We start from the raw sequence: 24,339 nt of genomic DNA, 5'->3' as shown, positions 1-24,339 counted from the left end.
CGCCGAAGCGCGCGTCCACGGCCGCGAGTCGCCGCCTGGTCCACGAGCACGCGGCGCGCTGGGACGGAGACGGCGCGGAGCGCATCGTCGGCCACGACACGCCTGGGCGAACGTACAGGAACGCGAGCGGGCACCATGGACTGCATGGCAAGCACCACTCCTCCCCTGCCCGGACCCGTGACCACGACACCGCAGTTGCGGCGGTGGGTGTTCTGGCCCGCCGCCGTCATCGTGCTGGGGTTCGTGGCCTTCACCCTGATCTCACCCTCCACCGCCGAGGCGCTGTTCCTCGGTCTGCAGGACGGCATCGTCAAGAACTTCAGCTGGTACTACGTGCTGATCGCCGCGTTCTTCGTCGGCTTCTCGCTGTTCGTCGGCTTCAGCCGCTTCGGTGACATCAAGCTCGGCAAGGACCAGGACGAGCCCGAGTTCTCGACCGGTTCGTGGTTCGCACTGCTCTTCGCCGCCGGCATGGGCATCGGCCTCGTCTTCTACGGCGTCTCCGAGCCCCTCAGCCACTTCGCCTCCCCGCGCCCCGGCGTCACCGGCAACGAGAAGGAGCTCGCGCAGCAGGCCCTCACGCAGACGTTCCTGCACTGGGGCCTGCACGCGTGGGCGATCTACGTCGTCCTCGGCCTCGCCCTGGCGTACGCGATCCACCGCCGGGGTCGCCCGGTGTCGATCCGCTGGGCCCTCGAACCGCTGCTGGGCAACCGCGTGCGCGGCGGCTGGGGCAACCTGATCGACGTGGTCGCCCTGGTCGGCACGCTGTTCGGCGTCGCGACCTCGCTCGGCCTCGGGGTCATCCAGATCGGCGCCGGACTCGAGAGCGCGGGCATCGCCGACAGCAGCATCGTCAGCCAGATCGCCATCATCGCGGTGATCACCGCCGTCACGATCGTTTCGCTCGTCACCGGCGTGACCAAGGGCATGAAGATCCTGTCGAACTTCAACCTGCTGCTCGCCGCGGCACTGCTGCTGTTCGTGCTCATCGTCGGGCCGACGCAGTTCCTGCTCCGCGACTTCGTGCAGTCGATCGGCTCCTACCTGCAGAACATCGTCGGCCTGTCGTTCAACGTCACCGCGCAGCAGGGCGCCGAGGGCGAGGCCTGGCAGGGCGCCTGGACCACCTTCTACTGGGGCTGGTGGATGTCGTGGGCGCCCTTCGTCGGTGTCTTCATCGCCCGCATCTCCAAGGGCCGCACCGTCCGCCAGTTCGTGTTCGGCGTCCTCCTGGTGCCGACCGCGCTCACGTTGCTGTGGTTCGCCGTCCTGGGCGGCACCGCGATCCACCGCCAGACCGACGGCTCGGGCGGCCTGATCGGCTCGGACGGCTCGGTCGACATCGAGGGGTCGCTGTTCGCGGTCCTCGGCGACCTGCCCGCCGGCATGGTCCTGACCTACGGCGCGATCCTGCTCATCGGCGTGTTCTTCGTGACCTCGTCGGACTCCGGTTCGCTCGTGATGGCGATGATCGCGTCGGGCGGTGACATCGAGCCGAAGAACTGGCTGCGGGTCTTCTTCGCCGGTGTCGCTGCACTGCTCGCCGTCGCCCTGCTGCTCAGCGGTGGACTGAACGCCCTGAAGACCGCGGCGATCACGACCGCGTTGCCGTTCAGCGTCGTCCTGATCCTGACCTGCTGGTCGACGATCATCGCCTTCACGCGCGAGCGCCGCGCCTACGACAAGGCCGAGCGCGAGGTCCTGCTCGAGCACGTCGGCGCCTACTACGGCCTCGAGGTCGAGGCGCCGACCGAGCGTCCGGCACGGTCCGGCCTCGGCCGTCCGTGGGCCGCGGTGAAGAACCGGGTGCGCGGCGGCCGCGGAACCGCGTCCTCGGCGGTGGAGGCCGGTGCGCTCGAGGACTTCCCGGTGCGGCCGTCGTCGGTCTCGGCCGACCCGGCGGTCGACCCGAGCCTGGACGCGCGTCCGACGTCGGCCGACACGTCGGCGACGGAGCACCCCGAGCGCTGACGGGTGGTCGACGCGACCACCTGACGGACGGGAGGCACGGTGCCAGCTGGCGCTGTGCCTCCCGTCCGTCGTCCGTCAGGTGTCGGTCCGTGCGGACGCGACCTCGAGGGTCACGACGACCGCCGCCACGGCGAGCGCCGTGACCGGCAACGACACCGCCGGCACCGCGATCGACGCGAGGACCACGAGCACCAGGGCCACCACGACGGCGTTGGCCCGTGCCGACAGCGACGGCCGGATCGCGAGCGCCCAGATCGACAGCACGAACACCGCGACCGGTACCGCGACGGTCGCGGCGACCGAGGCGGAGGACAGCTCGACGTGTCCGGCGTCGGCGCTGACCGCGACCTCGATGCCGGCCGGCAGGGCACCGGCGGCGGCGAAGACGAAGTAGTGGCCGTAGCCGAACACGAGCGCGGTGGGCAGCGAGCGGATGTGCGCGTGCTGCTCGCGTGAGAAGTAGATCCACCACATGCCGACCGTGATCACCAGCCCGCAGCCCGCGAGCGCCAGCAGGGCTCCGAGGTGCTCGGTGTGCGAGAGGGCGTCGATCACCGCGCCGGCCGAGGCCACCAGCCCCTCGCCCAGGACGATGAGGGTGAACAGGGAGAACCGCTCGGCCAGGTGCCGGGTGTGCCACGGGGCCGTCCCCGTCGAGGTCTGCGCCCAGATCGGCACGGACAGCTCGGCGAGCACGAGGAACGGTGCCGCGTACCCCCAGACGTCGTCGGGCAGGGCCAGGGAGAGCACCCAGAGCAGCTGCACGACCGTGATGCCGACGGCGTGCAGGGTGGCGGTCCGGCGGTAGCGGGTGGAGGATGCGGCGGCGCGGATCCACTGCCCGACCAGGGCCAGCCGCATGACGACGTAGCCGATGATGCCGATCGTGAAGTCGTTCTCGACCATGGCCGCGTGCACCCCGGCGGCGAGGACGAGCACCCCGGCCATCTGCACGAAGGTCATCACCCGGTAGAGCCAGTCGTCGGTGTCGAACGACGTGGCGAACCACGTGAAGTTCATTCAGGCCCACCAGATCGAGAAGAACACCAGCCCGTAGGACAGGACGGCGGAGGTGACGTGTCCCTCGACCTCGATCTCGTGCAGGTTCGTCGCGGCGAAGCCGACCGCGACGACGAACACCAGGTCGAACAGGAGCTCCAGGGGGCTCGCGGCCCGGTGTCGCTGGTCGGGGTCGCGCGGCACCATGCGGCGCAGTCCGATGGTCGTCATCTCCGGCTCCTCAGCGCTGTTCGGAGCGCTGTTCGCGCAGGTAGGTGAGCACCGCACGGACACGACGGTTGGCGTCGTCCGGTGTCAGGTCGAGCTTCGTGAACACGTTGCCGACGTGCTTGGCGACGGCGGCGTCCGACAGGTGGAGCACCGCGGCGATGTCGGCGTTCGAGGCGCCCTCGGCCATGTGCGTCAGCACGGTCCGTTCGCGGTCGGTCAGGCGGGACAGCGGGCTGGGTGCGGCGCGGCCCCCGGTGAGGTGCCGGACCACCTCGGGGTCGACCACGACACCGCCGTCCGCCACGGTCTCGAGCGACCGGAGGAACGTCGGCACCTTGCCGACGCGGTCCTTCAGCAGGTAGCCGACACCGCCGTCGCCGTCGTCGAGCAGGTCCTGCACGGAGGCGTCCGCCACGTACTGGGACAGCACCACCACGGGCAGCCCGACGTGCTCCCGGCGCAGGGCGATCGCGGCACGCAGCCCGTCGTCGGTTCCGTCGGGGGGCATCCGGACGTCGGTGAGCACGAGGTCGGGGGCCTCCCCCGCCGCGACGAGGGCGGTCACGCCAGACACCAGGCCGACGGCGTCCTCGGCGGTCCCGACGACGGCGTGCCCGAAGCGTTCGAGCAGGCTGACCAGGCCGGCACGCAGGAGGACGGAGTCCTCGGCCACGAAGATCTTCACGAGCGTCATTGGATCACGAGTCGGTGCGGTCACGCTCGCGCAGGGGCACGGCCACGTCGCGCGGCGGCACCGCCTCGGCGTGCAGCGGCACCGTGAACCGGAGCGCCGTCGGGCCGCCCGCCGGGCTGTCGACCACGAGCGTCCCGCCGAGCACCGCCGCACGTTCACGCAGACCGTCGAGCCCACCGCCGGGCGTGGGTACCGCACCGCCCGTCCCGTCGTCCACCACCTCGAGCCGGAACCATCCGTCCGCTGCCCCGGCGGTCACCGACACCGCATGGGCGGCACCGTGCCGGACGGCGTTCGTGAGCGCCTCGCTCACGACGAAGTACGCCGCCGTCTCGGTCCGCGCCGGCAGCCGCTCCGGCAGGCGGACGTCGACGCGGACGGGCAGCGGCGAGCGCGCGACCAGCTCGTCGACCGCGGCACCGAACCCGTGGTCGACGAGCACCCGGGGATGGATGCCGCGCACGCTGTCCCGCAGCGCCCGGACGGCGTCGTCGACGTTGTCGGTGATCCGGTCGGCCGTGGTGCGCAGTGCGTCGAGGTCGGGTCGGTCCCGCTCCGCGGCCGCTGCCACGGCCGCGTCGAGTTCGACGACGAGCAGGCCGACGTTCATCGCGAGCACCGTGAGCTGCTGCTGGGCGCCGTCGTGCAGGTCGCGTTCGATGCGCCGGCGTTCGGCGTCGAACCCGTCGAGCAACGCCTGCCGGGAGTACGTGAGCTCCTCGACGCGCTGCTCGAGCACCTCGGCCCGGCCGGAGAGCAGCGTGCGGGCGATCGACACCTCGGCGAGCGCCAGGGCGGCGAACCCGTAGAGCGCGACGACGAGCACCGCCATCGACCCGGCCAGCACGACCGGTGCGGCGAGGTGCAGCCCGGCTATCGCGTTCCCGATGACGTCGTCGGGCCGGGGTGCGCCGCCGATCGACGCGCGGACGGCGAGCACGAGGGCGACCAGCGTCAGCACCAGGAGCGCGAACCCGGCGGCGGCGAAGGCGGCGAACACGACCAGGTGCCCGAGTTCGCGCCAGACCACCTGGTCGCGCAGTCTTTCGCGGATCCCTCCCGGGCGGTTCCGGCGGACAGCACGGGGGTCGGCGATGCACGGCTCGCCGATCACGACCGGGTGCCACCGCTCGAAGCGGGCGATCAACACGGCCCAGAAGGGGGCGACGAACCATGTGGCCACCACCGGCGCCGCGAGGACGAGCCCGAGTGCGGCGGTCAGGGCGACGTACAGCACCGACCGCCACGGGGTCGACGAGAGGAGGAACCGCCACGGCGCGATGCGCCAGTGCGGCTGGTCGGGGCGGGTCGCGCTCGGCACGTGCCCACGGTAGGGGCCAGCGCGGCTCGGCACCACCGGCCCTGCCGAGACCCGTCGCGGATACGTCGAGTGACGGATGCCGCCGTCGGCGTCGGCGAGCGACCGTTGCTCGGAACCCATCCGGATCGAGGAACAGGAAGCACATGACCACCACCCCCATCGAGACCCTCGGCATCATCGGCGCCGGCAACGTCGGCGCGCAGATCGCCCGCCGCGCGATCGCCGTCGGGCTCGACGTCGTCCTCGCGAACTCCCGCGGGCCCGAGACGCTCGAGTCGCTGATCGACGAACTCTCCCCCGGTGCCGGAGCAGCCACCGTCGCCGACGCCGCCCGGGCCGGCGACGTGGTCGTCGTCTCGATCCCGATCAACGGCTACCGGGACCTGCCGGCCGAGGCGTTCGCGGGCAAGGTCGTCGTCGACACCGGCAACTACTACCCGGAGTTCTTCGGACCCGTGGACGAGCTCGAGCAGGGCGCGGTGCCGACCACCTCCGAGCTGCTCCAGCGGTCGCTGCCGGACGCCCGGGTCGTCAAGGCGTTCAACAACCTCGGTGCCGCCGACGTCACCACGGACGGGTCCCCCGCGGGCACGCCGGGGCGCCGAGCCCTGACCGTCGCCGGGGACGACGCGGACGCGAAGGCCGTCGTCACCGAGCTGCTCGAGCGGTTCGGGTTCGACGTGGTCGACGTCGGGCCACTCAGCGAGGGCTGGCGGTACGAGCGCGACCAGCCGGCGTACGGGGTCCGGCACGACCGGGCCGGCATGACCGCCGCACTGGCGGCAGCGGCTCGCCGCTAGCCCGGGGGCGACACCTCGGGCGCCGCCCGCGCCTCGGGGTCGTCCCGCACCGCAGCCGCGACGAGCGTGTCGAGCAGCCCTGGCCAGCGCGCGTCGAGCGCGTCCCGGCGCAGCTGCACGGCGTGCTCGCGCCCCGTCACCCGCGTCCGCGTCAGCCCCGACTCGCGCAGCACCTTGAAGTGGTGCGAGAGCGTCGTCTTGTGGATGTCGAGCCGGTAGTCGGTGAGGTTGCACGGGTGGTGGTCGCCGTCCGACAGCCGCTCGATGATCACCAGTCGCGCGGGGTCACCGGCCGCCCGGAGCACCCGCACCAGTTCGAGGTCCTCGACGGCGGGCAGGGGGAAGGGGTCGTGCCCGACCGTCGACTCTTCGTTTGACATGCATCAAACCTATCAGGGATGATCCCAATGGTTTGATGCTTGTCAAACAATGCCGAGGCAACGGCCTCGACGCCGAAGGAGTGACCACCGTGCCCACCACCACCGACCGCCACGTCACCGACAACCGCGCCGCGATCCGCGCCGACCGACCCCCGGTCGGCCGGATCGCGATCGTCACCGCGGACCGCGTCGAGGACGTCGAGTTCTTCTACCCCTACTACCGCTTCGTCGAGGCCGGCTACGACGTCGACGTCCTGACGCCCGACGGCGGGACCCTCACCGGGTACGTCGGCCTGTCGCTGCGGACCGGGCTGCAGCGCGTCGCGGACGCCACCGCCGAGCACTACGACGCGGTCTTCATCCCCGGCGGCCTGGCCCCGGCCGAGGTCCGGACCGTCCCCGAGGCCCTGTCGTTCGTCCGGGACTTCGCCGCCACGGGCCGACTCATCGGCTCCGTGTGCCACGGACCCCAGGTCCTGGCCTCCGCCGGGCTGGTCGACGGACGCAGCCTGACGTCCTGGCACGAGGTCGCCGACGAGGTCCGTGCAGCGGGCGGCACCTGGATCGACGAGCCGGTCGTCGAGGACGGCCAGTTCGTCACCGCCCGGAAGCCCGGGGACATGCCGCAGCAGCTGGCCCGGATCCTCGAGCGGCTCGCCACGGCACGGACGGAGCGTGACGATGTCTAACCCCGTCCGCACCCCCTTCTCCGCATCCGCCACCGCGGCCGACGTCCTCGCCGGCGTGGACCTGCACGGCCGCCGGTACCTGGTGACCGGAGGCGCCTCCGGCATCGGCGCGGAGACCGTCCGCGCCCTCGCCGGCGCCGGAGCCGAGGTCGTCGTCGGGGTGCGCGACACGGCCCGCGCCGATGCGGCGTTCGCCGACCTGGAGGCCCGTGGCCGGGTCGTGCCGCGAGCGCTCGACCTCAGCGACCTCGGTTCCGTGCGCCGCTTCACCGACGCGTGGCAGGGCCCGGTCGACGGGGTGGTCGCCAACGCCGGCGTGATGGCCCTGCCCGAGAAGCAGCTCGCCGCATCGGGCTGGGAGATGCAGCTCGCGACGAACCACCTCGGCCACTTCGCCCTGCTGCTCGGCCTGCGGGAGCACCTGTTCGCGGCCGGGTCCGCGCGGGTGGTGACGGTGAGCTCGACCGCGCACCTGCGCTCCCCGTTCCACTTCGAAGACCCGCACTTCGCGGTGCGTCCGTACGACCGGTGGGCCGCCTACGCGCAGTCGAAGACGGCCGACGTGCTCCTCGCGGTGGGCGTCGCCGACCGCTGGGCGGAGCACGGCGTCACCGCGAACGCCGTGATGCCCGGCTGGATCACGACCCGACTTCAGCGCCACCTCGACGACGCGACGCTCCGGGCGATGGGCGCGCTCGACGACGACGGCAACCGGATCGAGCAGCCGTTCTTCAAGACGCCGGCGCAGGGCGCGGCGACTTCGGCACTGCTGGTCGCCTCCCCGCTGGTCGCCGGCGTGACCGGGCGGTACTTCGAGGACAACCAGGAGTCACCGGTGCTCGACGACGGCACCGGCCACGACCGCGGGGTGGCGCGGTACGCGCTGGACCACGGCGACGCGGAGCGGCTCTGGACGCTGGGTGCCGGATACGTCACCTGACGGATGCTGCCGGGACGGGCCTCCTGTCAGCGTGGAGCACGCCACGCACCATCCGTCACCAGCGACCAACGAGGAGCCCACCATGACCGGAAACCCGAAGCACATCGCCCTGGAGCCCGCCGCCCAGGAGTTCGTCGACGCGACGTCGAACCCGCCGTTCCTGAACGACCTGCCGCCCGCCGAGGGACGCAAGGCCGTCGACTCCGTGCAGGACTCCCCCATCTTCAAGCCCGAGGTCGACGAGGAGTGGCTGGAGATCGAGGGCGGTCCCACCGGCACCGTGAAGATCCGCCTGGTCAAGCCGGCCGGCACCACCGCGAACCTGCCCGTGATCCTGTACGTGCACGGTGCCGGCTGGGTCTTCGGTGACGCCCACACCCACGACCGCCTGGTGCGCGACCTCGCCATCGGGTCGAACGCCGCCGTCGTGTTCCCGGAGTACGACCGCTCGCCCGAGGTCGGCCACCCGGTCGCACTCGAGCAGTCGTACGCCGCGGCCCAGTGGGTCGTCAAGGAGGGTGGCGACAAGGGGCTCGACGCCTCGCGCTTCGCGGTCTCGGGTGACTCGGTCGGCGGCAACATGGCGATCGCCCTGGCACTCCTCGCCGCCGAGCGTGGGGACGTCGAGTTCGTGAAGCTCGTCGCCTTCTACCCGGTGACGAACGCCGCGTTCGACACCGGTTCGTACGAGGAGTTCGCCGAGGGCTACTTCCTCACCCGCGCCGGCATGCAGTGGTACTGGGACCAGTACACGACCGACGAGGCCGTGCGCGCCCTGCCCACGGTGTCGCCGCTCCGTGCGCCGCTCGAGGTGCTCGCGACCCTGCCCGAGACCCTCGTCATCACCGGCGAGGCCGACGTGCTCCGCGACGAGGGCGAGGCCTTCGCGGCACGCCTGCGCGAAGCCGGCGTCAAGGCGACGAACGCCCGGTTCGGCGGCATCGTCCACGACTTCGTGATGGTGAACGCGCTGCACGACACCGAGGCCGCGAAGCACGCGCTGATGCTCGCCACCGCGTCGCTCCGCGCAGCCCTTGCCTGAGCAGGAGCACGGCCGCGCGGGCACCCCGGAGACGCTCGAGACGCTCGTCGCGCGCGAGGAGATCCGCACCCTGCTGGCGACCTACGCCCGCGGGGCCGACCGTCGCGACGCGGTGCTCGAGGCGTCCGTGTTCACCGAGGACGGGGTCGTCGTGCTGTACGACGGCGACCCCTCCTCGCACGATCCGGTCGACACGATCCACGGCCGCGAGCACCTGGCCGAGACGTTCGCCGGACTGATCGCGCAGTACGAGGTGACGACGTACCTCAACGGCCAGTCCACGATCCGGTTCACGGGGCCCGACGCCGCCGAGGGCGAGACGTACTGCGTCGCGTTCCACGTGCTGCACGACGGGGACGAGCGGGTGCTGCTGACGATGTCCATCCGCTACCTCGACCGGTTCGTGCGGGCCGAGGGCGCGTGGGCGATCGCGCACCGGGACCTCGTCTTCGACTGGACCGACCGGTCCCCGTCGCACACTTGACGAAGACCGCCACCACCGCACCCCGACACCGACACCGACCACCGAACACCGACCACCGACCACCGACCACCGACGGAGACACCATGTCGCAACCGCTCGAATCGCTCATGCACGCCAACCTGTTCGAGGTGTTCGGGGAACGCGACCCGGACCGCCGCCGCGCCGCCATCGAGCGGACGTACGCCCCGGACGTCGAGTTCCTGGACCCCGACGAGGTCGTCACCGGCCACGACGCCCTGCACACCAAGGCGCAGCGCCTGCTCGACGAGGCCCCCGGGTTCGTGTTCTCGCCGGCCGGCCCGGTCTACGAGAACCACGGGATGGGGTACCTCGCCTGGCACTTCGGCCCGGAGGGGCAACCGCCCGTCGTGTCCGGGATGGACATCTGCTTCGTCGAGGGCGACGTGATCGCGAAGGTCTACACGCTGCTGACCAGCTGAACCCACCTGCGGACGCCCGACCCGGCGCAGCGTCACACACCCTGCGATGATGGTCGGGCGTCTGGACGGCGGGCGCGCGGCAGGAGGACACGGGCGATGTCGATGCAGCACGAGGTGCCCCCGGAGTCGCCGTACGCCTACATGAGCGCCGAGCAGGTGCGCACCTGGTACGCGTACATGAAGCTCCAGCTGCGCCTGCGGTACGAGATGAACCGGCAACTGCGGGCGGACAGCGACATCTCGCTCGCCGACTACGACGTCCTCGTCGCGCTCACGAGCGAGCCGGGCGGCGAGATGACGATGTCGGCCCTGGCGACCCGCATCGGGTGGGAGCGCAGCCGTGCCTCCCACCATGCCAAACGCATGGCCGAACGCGGGTTCCTCGAGCTCCGTCGGGCCGAACACGACCGGCGCACCACGGCCGTCGCTCTGACCGAGGCGGGCTGGCGGACGCTCCGCGAAGCGACACCGAGCCACACCGAACTCGTCAAGGACATGTTCTTCAGCGACCTGCGCGAGGACGAGCTGACGGGCTTCGCCGACGTGCTCGAGCGCGTCTACGAGTCGGTGCTCGAGCACGGCACCCTGCCCCGACCGGCCGACCACCCCTAGCCGCGCTTGCCCTCGCGTGCCAGTACGACGTAATTTAGGTGAAAGATCACCTAAATGAGCGAAGGGCAGCGTGTGGACGCCGAACGAACTGTGTCACCGCCGGTCCACGACCGTGCACTGTTCGGCCGCGCAGACGAACTCGCAGCCCTCACGCGCATGCTCGACGATGCCGCGGCGGCGGCGGACGGAACAGCCGAGCGCGGCGCCGCGGTCCTCGTCGAGGGCGAGGCGGGCATCGGCAAGACGACCCTGCTCGCCGCCGTCGAACGGCACGCGCGTCGAGCGGGCTTCCGCGTGCTGACCTGCACCGGCATCCAGGGCGCGAACAGCGTGGGCTTCGACGGCCTGCACGAGCTGCTCCACCCGCTGCTGCCCTTCGCGTCGGCCCTGCCACCCCGGCAGCGGACCGCACTGCTCACGGCCCTCGCGGTCGAGGACGGCCCGAGTCCGGACCGTCTCCTGGTGAGCACCGCGACGCTCGGGCTGCTCGAGGAGGCCGCGTCGCACCGGCCGGTGTTCGTCCGCGCCGAGGACCTGCAGTGGCTCGACCGGTCCACCACCGAGGTGCTCGACTTCGTGGGGCGCAGGCTCCCGAACACCCCGGTCGTCGTCATCGCGGCGGCCCGGACCGGACACGCCCCGAACGCCGTCCCCCCGTGCAGCTTCACGCGGTTCGAGCTCGGGCCGCTCCCCGACGACGCCGCCGAGGCCCTGCTCGACGCACACGCCGGCACCCTGTCCGCCTCGGTCCGCCGACGGGTGCTGGCCGAGGCCGGCGGCAACCCACTCGCCCTGCACGAACTCCCCGTCACCTGGGCCACGGGCGGCCCGGCCACCATCGCGTCCCGGCTCCCCACCACGCGGCGGCTCGAGCAGGCGTTCCTCGAGCAGGTCGCCGCCGTCCCGTCCGGCAGCCGCTCGTTCCTGCTGCTCGCCGCGGCGGCCGACGACGCAGGCCTGCAGGACGTCATGGCGGCGGCCCGGACGATGGACCTCGGGGTCGACGACCTCGAACCGCTCGAGGAACTCGGGCTCCTCCGCACCGACCTCGTCTCCCTGCGCTTCCGCCACCCGCTCCTGCGCTCGGCGGTGATCGGCAACGCCTCGGCCGCCGCACGGTCCGCGGCGCACCGAGCACTCGCGTCGGTGGTCGCCGACGGCATGCGCGCCGCCTGGCACCGGGCCTCGGCGACGTTCGAGCGGGACGAGTCCGTCGCCGCCGACCTCGAGGCCGCCGCCGACCGCGCGGCACAGCGGGGTGCCCGCCCCGAGGCGGTCCGTGCCTACGAGCGTGCGGCCACCCTGTCGCAGGGCGTCACCGGCCGGGCACGTCGGCTGGGCCGCGCCGCCGAGACCGCTCGGGCCGCCGGCATGACGGCCGAGGCGATCGAGCTCCTGGAGCAGGTCGACTCCCTCGCTGCCGACCCCGAGACCGTCACCGAGACCGCCGTCACGCAGACGGTGCTGAGCCTGACCACGGGTGCTGCCGGCCGACCGCGCATCGAACTCCGCCGGATCCGGCCCGTGCTCGCCGGCCCGGAGCACGCGGACCGGCTCGTTCGGGTGCTCTGGGCGGCCGCCCTCAACGCCCGCGGCCGCAACCTGCCGCGGTCGGAGTGGCAGGACATCGAGGCGGCACTGCTCTCGGTGCGGTCGGCGAGCCCGCTGAAGCCGGTGGCCCTCGCCGTGCTCGCGCCGCTCGGCTCCGCCCACCACCTGCGCACCGAACTCGCACACCTGGTGCCGCAGCTCACCGAGCAGCCGCTCGCGATGGCGTCCCTCGCGATCGCCGCCGAGTCCCAGCAGGACCTCGAGACCGCGCTGACGTGCTGGGAGCTGGCGTACGAGCGCGCCCACCAGCTCGGCGCCGTCGCCGACGAGACCCAGGCGCTCCGGGGCCGGGCGACGGTGCTCATGCTGCGCGGGCGGGTGCGGGACGGCCTGGCCGACGCCGAGTACGCCGTCCGCATCGCCCGCGACGTGCAGCTCCCGCTCATCGCCGGGATGGCCTACGCCACGCTCGCCCGGGGCCACGCCCTGCTCGGCGACGACGAGGCCGCGCTGGCCGCGCTGCGCGAGGGCTCGGAGTTCGCGCACGGCGGGCGGCTCGCCCTCGCCAGCGCCGACGCGCGGTGGGCAGCGGGACTCGTCGCCCTCGGTCAGCGGCGCCACCGGGACGCCCAGATCGAGTTCACGCACATGACCGTCCACGCGACCCGGTCGCTGTGGGCGATCGCCGACCGCACCGAGGCCGCGGTCCGGGGTGGTCGACCCGAGTCGGTCGTCGAGAACCTCGCCGAGGCCGAGGCGGTCGCCCGCACCACCGGGTCCGCGCACCTGACCGCACTCGTCGTCCGGAGCCGGGCGCTGCTCGCCGAGGGCACGGACGCGGCGGGAACGGGCACGGACGGCGCGGACCCGGAGCCCCTCTACGCCCGCGCGATCGAGGTCGGCCGCCTCGCCGACGCCCCCGTCGAACTGGCGAGGACCCAGCTGCTGTTCGGCGAGTGGCTCCGCCGCGAGCGCCGTGTGGTCGAGGCACGGCTGCACCTGCGCGAGGCGCTCCACGCGTTCGACGCCGCCGGCACCGCGGGCTTCGCCGCCCGCGCCGCGGCGGAACTCCGCGCAGCCGGCGAGGCCCCGGAGCGGGCCGGCAGCACGACGGCGCCGACGCGCGAACAGCTCACGCCCCAGGAGCTGCAGATCGCGCGGCTCGCCGCCGCCGGCATGACGAACCGCGAGATCGCGGACCGCATCTACCTGTCGCACCGCACCGTCAGCACACACCTGTACAAGGTGTTCCCGAAGCTCGGCGTGACGAGTCGAACCGAGCTGGCGGCCGCGCTGGCAGCGTCCGGTCCGACGGACTGACGCACCGGTCGACGGCCTGGAGGCACGGGTTACGTCACGCAACGGATGCACCGTCGGTGGACCAGCTGCGAGCCTCGTGGCGGCGACCCGGCAGCGGGTCGCGACCACGACGACCACCGGGAGGCGCCCATGCCGGAAGGCTCCGCCGACGACACGGCGAGCGGCACGGCCGACGACACCGGCGGTGACGCCGACCACGCGGCCGCGCGGCTGCCGGACGCGCCGAGCGCGTTCTTCACGGCGCTCGTCACCGAGCACTTCGTGCTCCAGACCGCGCGCGGCATCACCGTCTCGGAGTCGTCGACCCGGGCCGCGATCTACCTGACGACGCTGTCGAGCGCCCTGGTGGCGTTCGGGTTCCTGGCCGACACCGACTTCGCCACGGGCTACCTCGCCGTGGTGATCCCGGTCGTCGTGCTGCTCGGCGTCTTCACCTACGAGCGACTCGTCCAGACCTCGTTGGAGGACGTGGTCGCCCTCGCCGCGATGCAGCGGATCCGCCGCTGGTACGGCACGATCCTGCCGGGCGCCCCGCAGTACTTCCCGGTGCCCGAGGACCGGATCGCGCCGAACGAGCTGCTCGACATCGGGCTCCGGCTGTCCTGGCGTGGGGTGTTCTTCACGCTGTCGAGCGCGATCGCGGTCGTGAACTGCATCGTCGCCGGCGCCGGGGCGGCCCTGCTGACCGCGAGCACGTGGGTGCCGTCCGGGTCACTGGCCGCCGGGGTGGTCACGGCCGTCCTGCTCGCCGGTGTGCACGGGGTCTACCAGGAGCGTCGGTACGCGCGGGTCCTCGGCATCCTGCGGTCGGCCGCCCCCGCGACGGACGTCTGACCCTGCCGTGGTGGAGCTGGCTCCACCACGACCCTCTTGCCCGCACCAGTGACCGGCCGCCGAGAACGAGATGGACTGACACCATGACCGCACCCCTCCTGCAGGCACACGACCTGACGAAGTCGTTCCCCGGGCCGGAACAGTCGAGGGTCCCGGTGCTCCGGGGCGTCTCGCTGTCCGTGCTGCCGGGCGAGTTCGTCGCCGTCGTCGGCCCCAGCGGCTCCGGCAAGTCGACGCTGCTGTACTGCCTGTCCGCCCTCGAGCCCTACGACAGCGGATCGGTGTCGATCGCCGGGCAACGCCTCGAGACCCTCCGGCCGAAGCAACTGCAGGCGCTCCGTCGTTCGACGGTCGGCTTCGTGTTCCAGTCGTTCAACCTCATCCCGTCGCTGACCGCGCGGCAGAACATCGCGCTGCCCGCCAGCCTCGCCCACCGGCCGGTCTCCGCGGCCCAGGTCGACGCCGCGCTCGCCTCGGTCGGACTCGCCGACCGCGGGGACCACCGACCGGGCGCGCTGTCCGGCGGGCAGCAGCAGCGGGTCGCGATCGCACGCGTCCTGGCGTCCGAACCGCACGTCGTGTTCGCCGACGAGCCGACCGGCGCCCTCGACACCACCGCCGGTGACGCGGTCCTCGACCTGCTGCGCCGGGTGGCCGACGGTGCCCGCTCGGTGGTGATGGTCACACACGACCTCGAAGCGGCTGCGCGTGCCGACCGTGTGCTCGTCCTGCGCGACGGCACCGTGCACCGCGAGCTGGCGCACCCGGACGCCGCCCAGGTCCTCGAGGCCCTGACCGCCGCCGCGCAGGAGGCCTGACGTGCTCCGACTCGTCCTGAGCGACCTCCGGCAGAACGCCGGCATCTGGATCGGCGCCCTCGTCGTCAGCGCGGCCACCGCAGCGGCCGCCGCCATCGCCGCCGGGATGCTCGAGACCGGCTTCGCGATCATCGGGTCCGGCAGACCGACGGACCTGCTCCGAGCCGGGGGCCTCGCCACGCTCGCGTCGCTCGTCGTCGTGCTGACGATCGTCGCCGTCACCGCGGTCCTCGGCAGCGTCACCCGCCTGACGATCGACCTGCAGCGTCGCGGTTACGCGCTCTGGCAGCTGGTGGGGGTGCCGTCCCGCACGGTGACGGTGGTCGTCCGGCTGCAGCTCGCGGTCGTGGGGCTGGTCGGCAGCACGATCGGCTGCCTCGTCGTGGCCCCGTTCGTGCCGGCGTTCCTGCACTTCGGGTTGTCGCAGTCCGACGGGCTCCGGGGTCTCGACGAACGGTTCGGTCCGACCAGCGCCGTCGCGGTCGTGCTCGCCGTGACGATCGTGGTCGTCCTGAGCAGTCTCCGACCGTCGCGCCGAGCCGGCCTCGTCCGCCCGATCGAGGTCCTGCGGGAGCCCGAGTCCGCCCGAACACGGACCACGTGGACCCGGTGGGCCGCGGGTGCCGTGGCGCTGCTGCTCGCCGCGCTGCTGACCAGCTCGATCGTCGACGCCGGCGTCCGGACCGGTGGGCAGGTGCTGCTCATCGGGCCGCTCCTGACGGCCGCCTGCACCGCGATCGGCCCCGTGGTGTTCCCGGCCGCCCTCCGGGCCTGGACGTCGGTGGTGCCCGCGCACCGATCGGCATCGTGGTTCCTCGCCCGCAACGCCGCCGCGTTCTCCGTCGACCGGAGCAGCGCCACGGTGAGCGCGCTCGTCATCACGATCGCCCTGCCCGGCAGCCTCTTCGCCGGCTTCGACACCCTGGGTGACGCCGTGCAACGGACCACGGGGTCGTCGGGTGGTGGACTCGACGTGCAGAGCGTCCTGCTCATGCTCGGCGGGCCGCTGCTCGTGTCGCTCTTCGGCGCGGCCGCCACCGTCCTGATGGCCGGACGCACCCGCGAGCAGGAGGCCGCGCTGGTCGAGGCCGCCGGCGGGTCCCGCGCCACCGTGCTCGCCCGTGCCGCCTGGGAGTCCGTCATCCTCGTCGGCACCGCGGTCCTCGTGGCCGCCGCGGTCCTCGTGCTCACCGCCTGCGGACAAGCCGTCGCGCTCGCGGTCACCGTCCCCGGCACGCAGCCCCACCTGGGCCTGCAGGCCGCGCTCCCGGCCGCCCTCGTGAGCCTCGTGCTCATGGTGGCCGCCGGCACGATCCCCCTCGTCACCGGACGCCGACGCAGCATCCCGCTCGTCCTCGCCGCCGACTGACCCCGAACCAGGAAGACGCCCCTCTTGCGCATCCTCTTCTCCGGCGTGCCCGCACTCGGACACCTCCTGCCCCTCGTCCCGCTCGCCCGTGCCGCGCAGGCGGCCGGACACGACGTCGCCCTGCTCACCAGTGGTGGGATGCGCGAGCCCATGTCGACCGAACTGCCCACGGTGCCGGTCCTGGCGGCCGGACCCATGCCTCCCGACCTGTTCGCCGAGGTGGCTCGGCGCATCCCCGGCAGCGACCCCGCGAACCGCCCCGAACCGGCGGCCGTCGCCGAGTTCTTCGCCGGCACACGCGTCGACCTGACCGTCGACGACGCCCTGCGCGCAGCGCGCGGGTGGGAACCCGACGTGGTCGTCGCGGACGCCGTCGACCTGGTCGGACCGCTCGTCGCCGCGGAGCTCGGCGTGCCGTACGCGATCGTCGCCTTCGGCCCCGAGGTCCCCGAGGAGTTCCGCCGCCCGATGGCTGAACTCGTGCTCCCCCGCTACGAGCAGCGCGGGGTCGTGCCGACACCGCCGGTGGCCCTGCTCGACCCGACGCCGGTGTCGCTGCAGGCACCCGCGTGGACGCAGCCGCCCGTCACGATCCCGTTCCGCTCCGAGCCGCACAGCCGGCCCGACGTCGCCGCCGAACAGCCGCTCGCACCGTTCCCGGCGAGCGAGTGGCGACCGCGGGTGCTCGTCACCCTCGGCACGGTCTTCGGCGACGCGACGCTGCTGACGGCGATCCTCGACGGGTTCCACCCCGACGAGGTCGACGTGGTGGCGACCGTCGGCGTCATCGGCGAACGCCTCGACGACACCGAGCACGTGCACTTCCTGCCGTTCCGCCCGATGCGCGAGCTGCTCGAGGGCGTGGACCTGGTCGTCGCCGCGGCCGGTGCCGGCACGGTGCTCGCCGCGGCCAGCGTGGGCGTGCCGATGGTGCTGCTCCCGCAGGGCGCGGACCAGTTCATCAACGCGACCCGTGCCGCCGAGGCCGGTGTCGCGGTCGTGGTCGACGAGCCGTCGGCGGTCGGTCCGGCGGTGCACCGGATGCTCGCGGAACGCAGCCACTTCACCGCGGCACGGCGACTCGGCGAGGAGACCGCGCAGCGCCCGAGCGCGACGGACGCCGTCAGCGAGCTCGTCGACCGGGTCGAGCGCATCACGTGACGACGGCGCTCGTCAGCGGTCGGTCGGCCCGGGTCCTGCGGGGTCCGGGCCGAACACCGTCTGCGTGAACCGCTGCGCGAGCGGGTCGTCCTGGTCCCCCAGCCGCATGCCGAGCAGGGTGTTGATGAGCATCCCCTTGGCAAGGAACGACTCCGCCGCGGACTCCGACAGCCCTGCCTCCTCGACCAGGAAGTGCAGGATCCGGGTGAAGCCGTCACGGGCGACCGGTCCGACGACGGGGTCGGCACCGAGCATGTACGACTGCATGACGATGAGGTGCACGCCGTCCTCGGTCGCGAGCGCACGGTAGGCAGAGCCGAGCCGCGACGCGACGGTGCCCGGCTGCCCGTCGTCGAGCGCCGCCCGGAACGCGTCGAGCACGGCTTCGAGGCACCCGTCGACGACGGCGAGGAACAGGTTCTCCTTCGAGCCGAACATGCGGACGACGTACGGCTGACTGATCCCCGCGGCCTGCGCGATGCGCTCCGTGGTCGCGCCGTGGTAGCCCTCGCGGGCGAAGACGGCGGCCGCCGCGGTGAGTGTGGCTTCGCGCCGCTGGCTGCCGGCCATGCGCTCGGCACTCTTGGGAACCGGACCCCTTGCTGTCGTCATGCGGTGAGGGTATCATCCGATGCCATGAGTAATGAATCGATTACTAACAAAGCCTCGGCCTCCGGTGGTTTCCCGCCGGTCCGCCGGATCCTGCCCGTCCTCATCACCCAGGTCCTCGTCGCGATGACCGTCGCCGGAGCGTTCGCCGGCCTGTACATCGGACTGCAGAAGGCCCCTTCCCCGCACCACCTGCCCGTCGCCGTCGTCGGCTCGCAGGTGGCCGATGCGGCAGCGGGCGCGCTCGGCGACCGCGCCGACGTCCGCACCGCCGACTCCCCGTCCGACGCACGCGACCTCGTCCGGTCCCGTGACGCCGTCGCAGCCCTCGTCCCCGGCAACGGCTCCGACGGCTGGACCCTGTACACGGCGGGCGCCGAGGGACGGAGCGCGACGACCGCCGCGACCACGATGCTCTCCGGGGTCGCGGCCGGCGCCGGCGCCTCGGTCACCCGCACACAGGACCTCGTCCCGCTCGCGACGAACGACGCCCAGGGCATCGCGGGGTTCTACCTGGTCTTCGGCACGACCCTGGCGGCGTTCATCCTGGCGCAGGTCATGAACTCCCTCGGTACCCTCGCGCGCCTCCGCATCCGGATCGTCGTCACGGTGGTCGGGAGCCTGGCCGCGGCCGCGGTGGTCGCCGTCATCGCCGGACCGATCGACGGCGCCGTCCCCGCATCGACCGGCGCCGTGATCGTGGTGCTTTCGCTCCTCGCCGTCGCCGTCTCACTGTCCACGATGGCGATCACCTCGATCGTCGGACCGATGGGCGTGATCGTCTCGACGCTCCTCTTCACCACCCTCGGCAACGCGACGAGCGGCGCGACGATCAGCACGCACCTGTTGCCGCCCGTGCTCGCCACCGTCGGACAGGCCCTCCCGCCGGGTGCCGCGTTCGGCGCCGTCACCAGGTTCAACTACTTCGACGGGGCGGGCGCTACCGGCGCGCTCCTCACGTTGGGTGCGTGGATCGTCGCCGCAGCCGCGGCCCTGTCGGTGGCACACCGGGTGCGGACCGGCGCCGTGCGGCGACGGGACGTCGCGGCGAGCGCCGCACCGGTGACGCCGGCTGCCGTCGTGGCGTGAGCGATGCGGTCGCCGCGACCGGTTGACGGTCTGGAGGCCCGGTGCCAGCTGGCCCCGGGCCTCCAGTCCGCCGGTCGGCTTGGTCGGGTCGTTGCAGGATCGAGACACCGGCCCGGGCCGGCGTGCGGCATCGTGGAGCGACCGATGGCAGGCAGGACGGAGCGCACGGTGGAGCGAGTGGTGGGGTGGGCCACGGTCGCCGCGGTCGTCGTCGTGACCGTGTCGATGTTGCTGCTGGTCCAGACGACCACCTGTCGCGACGCCGCCCCCGGAGCGGGCACGAGCTCGTGCACGACCACGCCGATGATCGGCGTCGCCGGCACGTGGATCGCCGGCGTCACCGGCGCCGTCGTGCTCTCGGTCTGCGTGTGGCAGATCGTCCGGGCGGCTCGGTCTGGCCGAGTGCCGATCGACTGATGCCGCTCCGGGAATGTGCGGCGGAACGGCCGTGCGAGGATTCCCCAACCGCACGACCGAGGGGAATGACGACCATGACCACAGCCCGGACGCTCCACTGGATCAGTACCGCGATGCTCGCCGTGGGGTTCCTCGGCGTCGGCGCCCTGCTGTACGACGCGTTCTCCGGCCCCGAGGGCGGCGGCGCGAACATCGGGCTCGGCATCATCATGCCCGTGTGCTTGCTCGCCGGCGTCGTCGGGCTCGCCCTGGGGGCCGTCGCCGTGGTGGCGACTTGGTCGGGTGCCCGGGCCGAGCGCTCGCGTGCCTCGGTCCGGTGACGCAGATGTCCCCGTCTTCCACTCCGCGGCCGTGGACGATGATCGCCGTCGTGGTGCTGGTGGGATGGGCGTTGGTGACGGCGCTGCTGTTCCCGGTCACCGGGGCCGACGAGCACGAGGGGCCCGGCGACCAGGTCTGGCGGACCTCGTCGAGCGCGTTCGGCGTGCCGCTCTCGCCCGAGTGGGACGTCCTCGCTTGGCTCGCCGCGCTCGCGCTGGTGCCGGTCGTCGTCGTCGGGCTCACGTTCCTGCTCAGCCGCCGACGACCGCACACCGCGCCCGTCAGTCCGTCGCCGGGTGGCCCTGCCCGCTGAGGTGCGCGCGGAGCACGTCGCGGACGCTCGTCCACGACTGCACGCCGTAGCGGTCGTTGTCGACGTGGTGCAGCTGCGCCTGCCCGCTGAACATGCTCACGAAGTACTGCATCCCCTGCCATGCCGGGAACGTCTCGTCGGGGTCCTTCGACAGGCGCCTGCCGACAGCGCTCATCGCGGACAGGGTCCCGGTGGTGCCGGCCCACTGCAGCCGGAAGCGCTCCCCCGTCAGCTCGCTCATGGCGCGTGCGACGTCGCGTGCGGTGACCTGGTCGCCCGCCATCTCGATCACGCGCGGAGCATCGTCGTCCAGGGCGGCGAGGGCCGTGACCCGGGCGACGTCGTCCTTCGTGGTGAAGTCGAGCACCTGGTCCGCCGACGACCAGAACAGCACGAGCCGGCGGCCGAACAGGATCATCGGGGCATCGCCGGTCAGCAGGTCGGTGAACATGCCGGTCAGGATCGACGTCGCCTGCACCGGGGCCGCGTCGAGGTCGGCGGCGAACTCGCGCCGCAGCTCGAAGTTGCGGTTGGTGCCGGGTGTGATCCGCCGGTAGTCGGCCGAGTAGTCGGACGGGATGAACCGCCGGACGCCCGCCGCCACGGTCGCCGCGAGCAGCGCGCGCTGGGCGTCGACGATCACCGGACGTGTCCCGCTCACGGCGGAGACCACGACGTCGGAGCCGCTGACGGCCCGGGTCAGGGCGTCGTGGTCGCCGTACTCGGCGGCGACGACGTCGACACGGGCGTCGTCGCCGAAGCGCTCTCCGGCGGTCCTGCTGCCGGGCCGGGTGAGGACCCGGACCCGCACGTCGTGCTGGGTGAGCTCGCGGACGATGCGGTGCCCGAGGTCGCCGGTGGCGCCGGCGACGAGGATGGTGGTGGTCATGGGCGGAGCCTCACTCTGTGGGGGTCGACGAGGTCGTCGTGGTGTGCCGCCGGGATCGTTCCGGGACGGCGAGGGGGTGGTGGAACGTGGGATCGGCAGTGGACGGCCCGGGGGTGGTGGTGCCGGCCGTCAGCGCGACCCGGGCCAGCAGCCGGCGCATCGTCGTCCGCTCGTCGTCGTCGAGGTGCCGCATGAGCACGCCCTCCGCCTCACGCAGGGCCGAACGTGCCCGGGCGAGCAGGGCACGCCCGGCGTCGGTGGGGTGGACCTGCCGCACCCGCCGGTCCGTCGGGGCCGGGCGACGCTCGACGAACCCGCCCGCCTCGAGTGCGTCGACGATGTAGGTCATCTGCGTCTTGTCGATCCCGAGGCGCTGCGCGAGGCCGAGCTGCGACGACGCTTCCTCGGTGGTGATGGCGACGAGCACCTGGTACCCGCGGGGACCGCCGGGGACGTCGGCCACCGCCTCGCTGCCCAGCCGCGTGAAGCCCTGGAACGCCAGCGGCAGTGCCCACCCCAGTTCGGATTCGATGCCCTCGGCACCCCAGTCGATCTCGGGGAGCGCATCGGTCGGCGTCGGACTGTCCATACCAGAGACCGTACCGGAACAAGATCGTCTTGTGCAAAGATAATCTGCGATCAAGACGGACAGCCGCCAGGACGCCGAGCAGCCGAGGACCCCATGTCGGACACCGCAACCATCACCCCGCTCACCCTCGACGTCCCCCAGGTGGAGCTCGACGACCTGCGCCGCCGTCTGCTGGCCACCCGCTGGCCCGATGCCGAGACCGTCGAGGACACCTCGCAAGGACCCCGACTCGAGAAGGTCCGCGCCCTTGTCGAACACTGGACGACGGAGTACGACTGGCGCCGGACCGAGGCGCTGCTGAACGGCTGGGGCCAACACACGACCCGGGTCGACGGGCTCGAGGTCCACTTCCTGCACGTCCGGTCCGCCGTCCCCGGTGCCCGCCCGCTGCTGCTCACCCACGGCTGGCCCGGTTCCGTCCTGGAGTTCCGCCACGCGATCGGTCCGCTCACCGACCCGGTGGCGCACGGCGGCGACGCGGCGGACGCGTTCCACGTCGTGATCCCGAGCCTGCCCGGGTTCGGCTTCTCCGGGAAGCCGACGACGACCGGGTGGAACACCGCCCGGACCGCGAGGGCCTGGTCGGTACTGATGTCCCGGCTCGGGTACGCGGACTGGTACGCCCAGGGCGGTGACCTCGGTGCCACCGTCACCGCGGAGCTCGCAGCCCTGCAGGCCGCCGGGGACATCGGACTCGCCGGGATCCACCTCAACATGGCGCTGTTCATGCCGACGGACGACGAGGCGCGGAACGCCTCCCCCGACGAGCAGGTCATGCTGCAGGAGAGCGGCCACTACTGGCGGGAGCTGTCGGCCTACTCGCAGCAGATGTCGACCCGCCCACAGACCATCGGGTACTCGTTGGCGGACTCCCCCGTCGGGCTGGCGTCGTGGATCTACGCGATGTTCCAGGACGTCGGCGGCTCGCACGACGAACACGGCGATGCCGAGCGGCTCTTCCCGCTCGACGAGATCCTCGACGACGTCATGCTGTACTGGTTGCCGAACACCGCCGCGTCCTCGGCGCGGACCTACTGGGAGGCGACCCGGACCGGCTGGGCCACCCCGGGCACCGTCGAGGAGCCACTGACCCTGCCCGTCGGCCTGAGCATCATGCCGGGCGAGTACGTCCGCCGGTCGCGCCGCTGGGCAGCGCGCCGGTACACCGACCTGGTGTTCTTCAACGAGGTGGCGCGCGGCGGGCACTTCGCGATGCTCGAACAGCCGGAGCTGCTCGTCGACGACGTCCGTGCGACCTTCCGGAACCTGCGCTGATGCCTTGCGGACAGAGAGTAGATATCGCTACTCTCCTCGCAACCCGCCGGATCGCCGCCGTTCGCCGAGCAGTGGCCTGGCACCCGGCACTCATGGCCGTGGCCGGCCTGATGCTCGCGTCCACCGCCGTCTGCCTCGTCGGACTCGTCGTGGATCCCCGGACCATCCTGGGAGCGCCGGCGTGGATGAAGCCCCTGAAGTTCTCGCTGTCGATCCTGCTCTACGCCGTGACCTGGGCGTGGCTCATAGCCCTCCTGCCGAGGTGGCAGACACTGGCTCGTCGGCTCGGCACCGTGGTCGCCGTCGCCCTGGTGGTCGAACAGGTGCTCATCGTGTGGGCCGCCGCGACCGGCACCACGAGTCACTTCAACGTCTCGAACAGCGTGCACGTCGTCGTGTGGGCCGTGATGGCGACGGCGATCACGACGCTGTACCTCTGCACCTTGGTCACGTCGATCGCGCTGTTCTTCCTGCGCCTCCCCACCCCCGCGCTGACGGTCGCCGTCCGTGCCGGTGCCGTCATCGCACTCGGCGGCATCGGGGTCGCCTTCCTCATGACCGGCCCGACCCCCACCCAGCTCACCGCTCCGGACGGGATCGTCGGCGCTCACACGGTCGGGATCGCGGACGGCGGACCCGGGGTGCCACTGCTCGGGTGGAGCACCGTCGGCGGCGACTACCGGGTCGCCCACTTCGTCGGTATGCACGCACTGCAGGTGCTCCCGCTCGTGGCGCTCCTCGTCGCAGCCGCGGGTCGGCACCTACCGTGGCTGGCACAGCGGACCGCGCAGGTGCGCATCGTCGCGGTCGTCGCCGTTGCGTGGGCAGCGGGCACCGTGCTCCTCACGGTGCAGGCCGCGGTCGGACAGTCGGTCGTCCACCCCGCCGGCGCGGTCGCCACGGCGGCGTGGGTTCTCGTGCTGCTGGCCGCGGCCGCGAGCGCGGCAGTGCTGCTCCGCGCTCGCCGCGCTCCGGTGGCGCGACTTCGCTGACGGTCGACCGCCGCACGGCGACTCCGGGCCCTGGACGCGACCACCCACGGACTGGAGGCACGGTGCCAGCTGACACCGTGCCTCCAGTCCGTCACGGCGAGCGTTCCGGACCCGCCCGTTACGCTGTCCCCGTGTCAGAGCCGCGCCGCAGTCCGGGGAACCAAGCTTCACTGCGTGAAGCCAACC

At 72.6% G+C, this 24,339-nt stretch carries 25 protein-coding genes and 1 pseudogene; 19 read left to right on the top strand and 7 right to left on the bottom strand.

Features of this window, described 5'->3' with window-relative positions; translation table 11 throughout:
- The first annotated feature begins 144 nt into the window (after window positions 1-144).
- Window positions 145-1,974, top strand: a complete 1,830-nt coding sequence (locus DEJ27_RS07215; RefSeq protein WP_258369827.1) for a BCCT family transporter — start codon at window positions 145-147, stop codon at window positions 1,972-1,974.
- 75 nt (window positions 1,975-2,049) lie between these two features.
- On the opposite strand, the pseudogene DEJ27_RS07210 reads toward DEJ27_RS07215, so the two are convergent.
- The 3 genes and pseudogenes from DEJ27_RS07210 to DEJ27_RS07200 form a co-directional block, all read right to left on the bottom strand.
- A pseudogene (locus DEJ27_RS07210) lies at window positions 2,050-3,180 on the bottom strand (low temperature requirement protein A).
- Between the two features lie 34 nt (window positions 3,181-3,214).
- A complete protein-coding gene (locus DEJ27_RS07205; RefSeq protein ID WP_111090604.1) occupies window positions 3,215-3,898 on the bottom strand; it encodes a response regulator transcription factor in 684 nt (227 codons plus the stop codon).
- Window positions 3,899-3,902: 4 nt separating this feature from the next.
- Window positions 3,903-5,219 (bottom strand): sensor histidine kinase, encoded by a 1,317-nt coding sequence (locus DEJ27_RS07200; protein ID WP_258370307.1) that lies wholly within the window; start codon window positions 5,217-5,219, stop codon window positions 3,903-3,905.
- Between the two features lie 41 nt (window positions 5,220-5,260).
- Between DEJ27_RS07200 and DEJ27_RS07195 the strand changes: the two genes are divergently transcribed.
- Window positions 5,261-6,019, top strand: coding sequence for an NADPH-dependent F420 reductase (locus DEJ27_RS07195; protein ID WP_375231892.1), 759 nt, complete (start codon window positions 5,261-5,263; stop codon window positions 6,017-6,019).
- On the opposite strand, the gene DEJ27_RS07190 is transcribed toward DEJ27_RS07195, so the two are convergent.
- On the bottom strand, window positions 6,016-6,399 hold the full coding sequence (locus DEJ27_RS07190) for a helix-turn-helix transcriptional regulator (protein ID WP_110859345.1): 384 nt from the start codon (window positions 6,397-6,399) through the stop codon (window positions 6,016-6,018). The two genes, DEJ27_RS07195 and DEJ27_RS07190, sit on opposite strands and share 4 nt — an antisense overlap.
- Window positions 6,400-6,488: 89 nt before the next feature.
- Here DEJ27_RS07190 and DEJ27_RS07185 point away from each other — a divergent pair, with 89 nt between their 5' ends.
- From DEJ27_RS07185 to DEJ27_RS07135, 11 genes are all read left to right on the top strand, one after another.
- Window positions 6,489-7,088: a type 1 glutamine amidotransferase domain-containing protein gene (locus DEJ27_RS07185; protein WP_181430107.1), complete on the top strand. Its 600-nt coding sequence runs from the start codon at window positions 6,489-6,491 to the stop codon at window positions 7,086-7,088.
- The gene (locus DEJ27_RS07180; RefSeq protein WP_111090601.1) at window positions 7,081-8,028 is read left to right on the top strand and encodes an SDR family NAD(P)-dependent oxidoreductase; all 948 of its coding nucleotides are present in this window, start codon (window positions 7,081-7,083) and stop codon (window positions 8,026-8,028) included. Before DEJ27_RS07185 ends, DEJ27_RS07180 begins: the two co-directional genes overlap by 8 nt.
- A gap of 82 nt (window positions 8,029-8,110) precedes the next feature.
- Window positions 8,111-9,070 (top strand): alpha/beta hydrolase, encoded by a 960-nt coding sequence (locus DEJ27_RS07175; protein ID WP_110859342.1) that lies wholly within the window; start codon window positions 8,111-8,113, stop codon window positions 9,068-9,070.
- Complete coding sequence (locus DEJ27_RS07170; RefSeq protein WP_111090600.1) at window positions 9,063-9,554, top strand: nuclear transport factor 2 family protein; 492 nt, start codon at window positions 9,063-9,065, stop codon at window positions 9,552-9,554. The genes DEJ27_RS07175 and DEJ27_RS07170 overlap by 8 nt, the downstream gene beginning before the upstream one ends.
- A gap of 83 nt (window positions 9,555-9,637) precedes the next feature.
- Entirely contained in the window at window positions 9,638-9,994 is a 357-nt protein-coding gene (locus DEJ27_RS07165) for a nuclear transport factor 2 family protein (protein WP_258369825.1), read from the top strand.
- Between the two features lie 96 nt (window positions 9,995-10,090).
- The gene (locus DEJ27_RS07160; protein WP_110859340.1) at window positions 10,091-10,606 is read left to right on the top strand and encodes a MarR family winged helix-turn-helix transcriptional regulator; all 516 of its coding nucleotides are present in this window, start codon (window positions 10,091-10,093) and stop codon (window positions 10,604-10,606) included.
- A 54-nt stretch (window positions 10,607-10,660) separates the two neighbouring features.
- Entirely contained in the window at window positions 10,661-13,477 is a 2,817-nt protein-coding gene (locus DEJ27_RS07155; RefSeq protein WP_111090599.1) for a LuxR C-terminal-related transcriptional regulator, read from the top strand.
- Between the two features lie 129 nt (window positions 13,478-13,606).
- Window positions 13,607-14,311, top strand: coding sequence for a hypothetical protein (locus DEJ27_RS07150; RefSeq protein ID WP_146244666.1), 705 nt, complete (start codon window positions 13,607-13,609; stop codon window positions 14,309-14,311).
- A gap of 83 nt (window positions 14,312-14,394) precedes the next feature.
- Entirely contained in the window at window positions 14,395-15,129 is a 735-nt protein-coding gene (locus tag DEJ27_RS07145; protein WP_110864806.1) for an ABC transporter ATP-binding protein, read from the top strand.
- 1 nt (window position 15,130) lies between these two features.
- Window positions 15,131-16,498 carry an FtsX-like permease family protein gene (locus DEJ27_RS07140; RefSeq protein ID WP_111090597.1) on the top strand — a complete coding sequence of 456 codons (1,368 nt, stop codon included), beginning with the start codon at window positions 15,131-15,133 and terminating at the stop codon, window positions 16,496-16,498.
- A gap of 24 nt (window positions 16,499-16,522) precedes the next feature.
- Window positions 16,523-17,659 (top strand): glycosyltransferase, encoded by a 1,137-nt coding sequence (locus DEJ27_RS07135; protein ID WP_111090596.1) that lies wholly within the window; start codon window positions 16,523-16,525, stop codon window positions 17,657-17,659.
- Window positions 17,660-17,671: 12 nt separating this feature from the next.
- Here the strand turns inward: DEJ27_RS07135 and DEJ27_RS07130 are convergent, their stop codons facing one another.
- Window positions 17,672-18,271, bottom strand: a complete 600-nt coding sequence (locus tag DEJ27_RS07130; RefSeq protein WP_111090595.1) for a TetR/AcrR family transcriptional regulator — start codon at window positions 18,269-18,271, stop codon at window positions 17,672-17,674.
- 24 nt (window positions 18,272-18,295) lie between these two features.
- Here DEJ27_RS07130 and DEJ27_RS07125 point away from each other — a divergent pair, with 24 nt between their 5' ends.
- From DEJ27_RS07125 to DEJ27_RS07110, 4 genes are all read left to right on the top strand, one after another.
- Window positions 18,296-19,357 (top strand): hypothetical protein, encoded by a 1,062-nt coding sequence (locus DEJ27_RS07125; protein ID WP_146244665.1) that lies wholly within the window; start codon window positions 18,296-18,298, stop codon window positions 19,355-19,357.
- Between the two features lie 144 nt (window positions 19,358-19,501).
- Window positions 19,502-19,774, top strand: coding sequence for a hypothetical protein (locus DEJ27_RS07120; RefSeq protein WP_146244664.1), 273 nt, complete (start codon window positions 19,502-19,504; stop codon window positions 19,772-19,774).
- A 74-nt stretch (window positions 19,775-19,848) separates the two neighbouring features.
- On the top strand, window positions 19,849-20,094 hold the full coding sequence (locus DEJ27_RS07115) for a hypothetical protein (RefSeq protein WP_146244663.1): 246 nt from the start codon (window positions 19,849-19,851) through the stop codon (window positions 20,092-20,094).
- Between the two features lie 5 nt (window positions 20,095-20,099).
- Entirely contained in the window at window positions 20,100-20,408 is a 309-nt protein-coding gene (locus DEJ27_RS07110) for a hypothetical protein (RefSeq protein ID WP_146244662.1), read from the top strand.
- On the opposite strand, the gene DEJ27_RS07105 is transcribed toward DEJ27_RS07110, so the two are convergent.
- Both DEJ27_RS07105 and DEJ27_RS07100 read right to left on the bottom strand, forming a co-directional pair.
- The gene (locus DEJ27_RS07105) at window positions 20,377-21,297 is read right to left on the bottom strand and encodes an NmrA family NAD(P)-binding protein (RefSeq protein WP_111090590.1); all 921 of its coding nucleotides are present in this window, start codon (window positions 21,295-21,297) and stop codon (window positions 20,377-20,379) included. The two genes, DEJ27_RS07110 and DEJ27_RS07105, sit on opposite strands and share 32 nt — an antisense overlap.
- Window positions 21,298-21,307: 10 nt before the next feature.
- On the bottom strand, window positions 21,308-21,886 hold the full coding sequence (locus DEJ27_RS07100) for a MarR family winged helix-turn-helix transcriptional regulator (RefSeq protein WP_110859328.1): 579 nt from the start codon (window positions 21,884-21,886) through the stop codon (window positions 21,308-21,310).
- A gap of 93 nt (window positions 21,887-21,979) precedes the next feature.
- Between DEJ27_RS07100 and DEJ27_RS07095 the strand changes: the two genes are divergently transcribed.
- Together DEJ27_RS07095 and DEJ27_RS07090 are read left to right on the top strand one after the other, a co-directional pair.
- Window positions 21,980-23,161, top strand: a complete 1,182-nt coding sequence (locus tag DEJ27_RS07095; RefSeq protein ID WP_111090589.1) for an epoxide hydrolase family protein — start codon at window positions 21,980-21,982, stop codon at window positions 23,159-23,161.
- A gap of 92 nt (window positions 23,162-23,253) precedes the next feature.
- A complete protein-coding gene (locus DEJ27_RS07090) occupies window positions 23,254-24,153 on the top strand; it encodes a hypothetical protein (RefSeq protein WP_258370305.1) in 900 nt (299 codons plus the stop codon).
- Window positions 24,154-24,339: the final 186 nt, after the last annotated feature.

This window comes from Curtobacterium sp. MCPF17_018, from assembly GCF_003234135.1.
GTDB lineage: Bacteria > Actinomycetota > Actinomycetes > Actinomycetales > Microbacteriaceae > Curtobacterium > Curtobacterium flaccumfaciens.
The sequence above is the reverse complement of the archived record's forward strand: the minus strand, read 5'-3'. Positions and strand labels throughout refer to the sequence as shown.

Coding starts and splice junctions, on each gene's coding strand:
- DEJ27_RS07175 (WP_110859342.1), top strand. CDS start 8,111: ATGACCGGAAACCCGAAGCACATCGCCCTGGAGCCCGCCGCCCAGGAG.
- DEJ27_RS07125 (WP_146244665.1), top strand. CDS start 18,296: ATGAGTAATGAATCGATTACTAACAAAGCCTCGGCCTCCGGTGGTTTC.
- DEJ27_RS07165 (WP_258369825.1), top strand. CDS start 9,638: ATGTCGCAACCGCTCGAATCGCTCATGCACGCCAACCTGTTCGAGGTG.
- DEJ27_RS07130 (WP_111090595.1), bottom strand. CDS start 18,271: ATGACGACAGCAAGGGGTCCGGTTCCCAAGAGTGCCGAGCGCATGGCC.
- DEJ27_RS07115 (WP_146244663.1), top strand. CDS start 19,849: ATGACCACAGCCCGGACGCTCCACTGGATCAGTACCGCGATGCTCGCC.
- DEJ27_RS07160 (WP_110859340.1), top strand. CDS start 10,091: ATGTCGATGCAGCACGAGGTGCCCCCGGAGTCGCCGTACGCCTACATG.
- DEJ27_RS07100 (WP_110859328.1), bottom strand. CDS start 21,886: ATGGACAGTCCGACGCCGACCGATGCGCTCCCCGAGATCGACTGGGGT.
- DEJ27_RS07095 (WP_111090589.1), top strand. CDS start 21,980: ATGTCGGACACCGCAACCATCACCCCGCTCACCCTCGACGTCCCCCAG.
- DEJ27_RS07120 (WP_146244664.1), top strand. CDS start 19,502: ATGGCAGGCAGGACGGAGCGCACGGTGGAGCGAGTGGTGGGGTGGGCC.
- DEJ27_RS07205 (WP_111090604.1), bottom strand. CDS start 3,898: ATGACGCTCGTGAAGATCTTCGTGGCCGAGGACTCCGTCCTCCTGCGT.
- DEJ27_RS07105 (WP_111090590.1), bottom strand. CDS start 21,297: ATGACCACCACCATCCTCGTCGCCGGCGCCACCGGCGACCTCGGGCAC.
- DEJ27_RS07145 (WP_110864806.1), top strand. CDS start 14,395: ATGACCGCACCCCTCCTGCAGGCACACGACCTGACGAAGTCGTTCCCC.
- DEJ27_RS07180 (WP_111090601.1), top strand. CDS start 7,081: ATGTCTAACCCCGTCCGCACCCCCTTCTCCGCATCCGCCACCGCGGCC.
- DEJ27_RS07110 (WP_146244662.1), top strand. CDS start 20,100: ATGTCCCCGTCTTCCACTCCGCGGCCGTGGACGATGATCGCCGTCGTG.
- DEJ27_RS07155 (WP_111090599.1), top strand. CDS start 10,661: ATGAGCGAAGGGCAGCGTGTGGACGCCGAACGAACTGTGTCACCGCCG.
- DEJ27_RS07090 (WP_258370305.1), top strand. CDS start 23,254: ATGGCCGTGGCCGGCCTGATGCTCGCGTCCACCGCCGTCTGCCTCGTC.
- DEJ27_RS07190 (WP_110859345.1), bottom strand. CDS start 6,399: ATGTCAAACGAAGAGTCGACGGTCGGGCACGACCCCTTCCCCCTGCCC.
- DEJ27_RS07215 (WP_258369827.1), top strand. CDS start 145: ATGGCAAGCACCACTCCTCCCCTGCCCGGACCCGTGACCACGACACCG.
- DEJ27_RS07150 (WP_146244666.1), top strand. CDS start 13,607: ATGCCGGAAGGCTCCGCCGACGACACGGCGAGCGGCACGGCCGACGAC.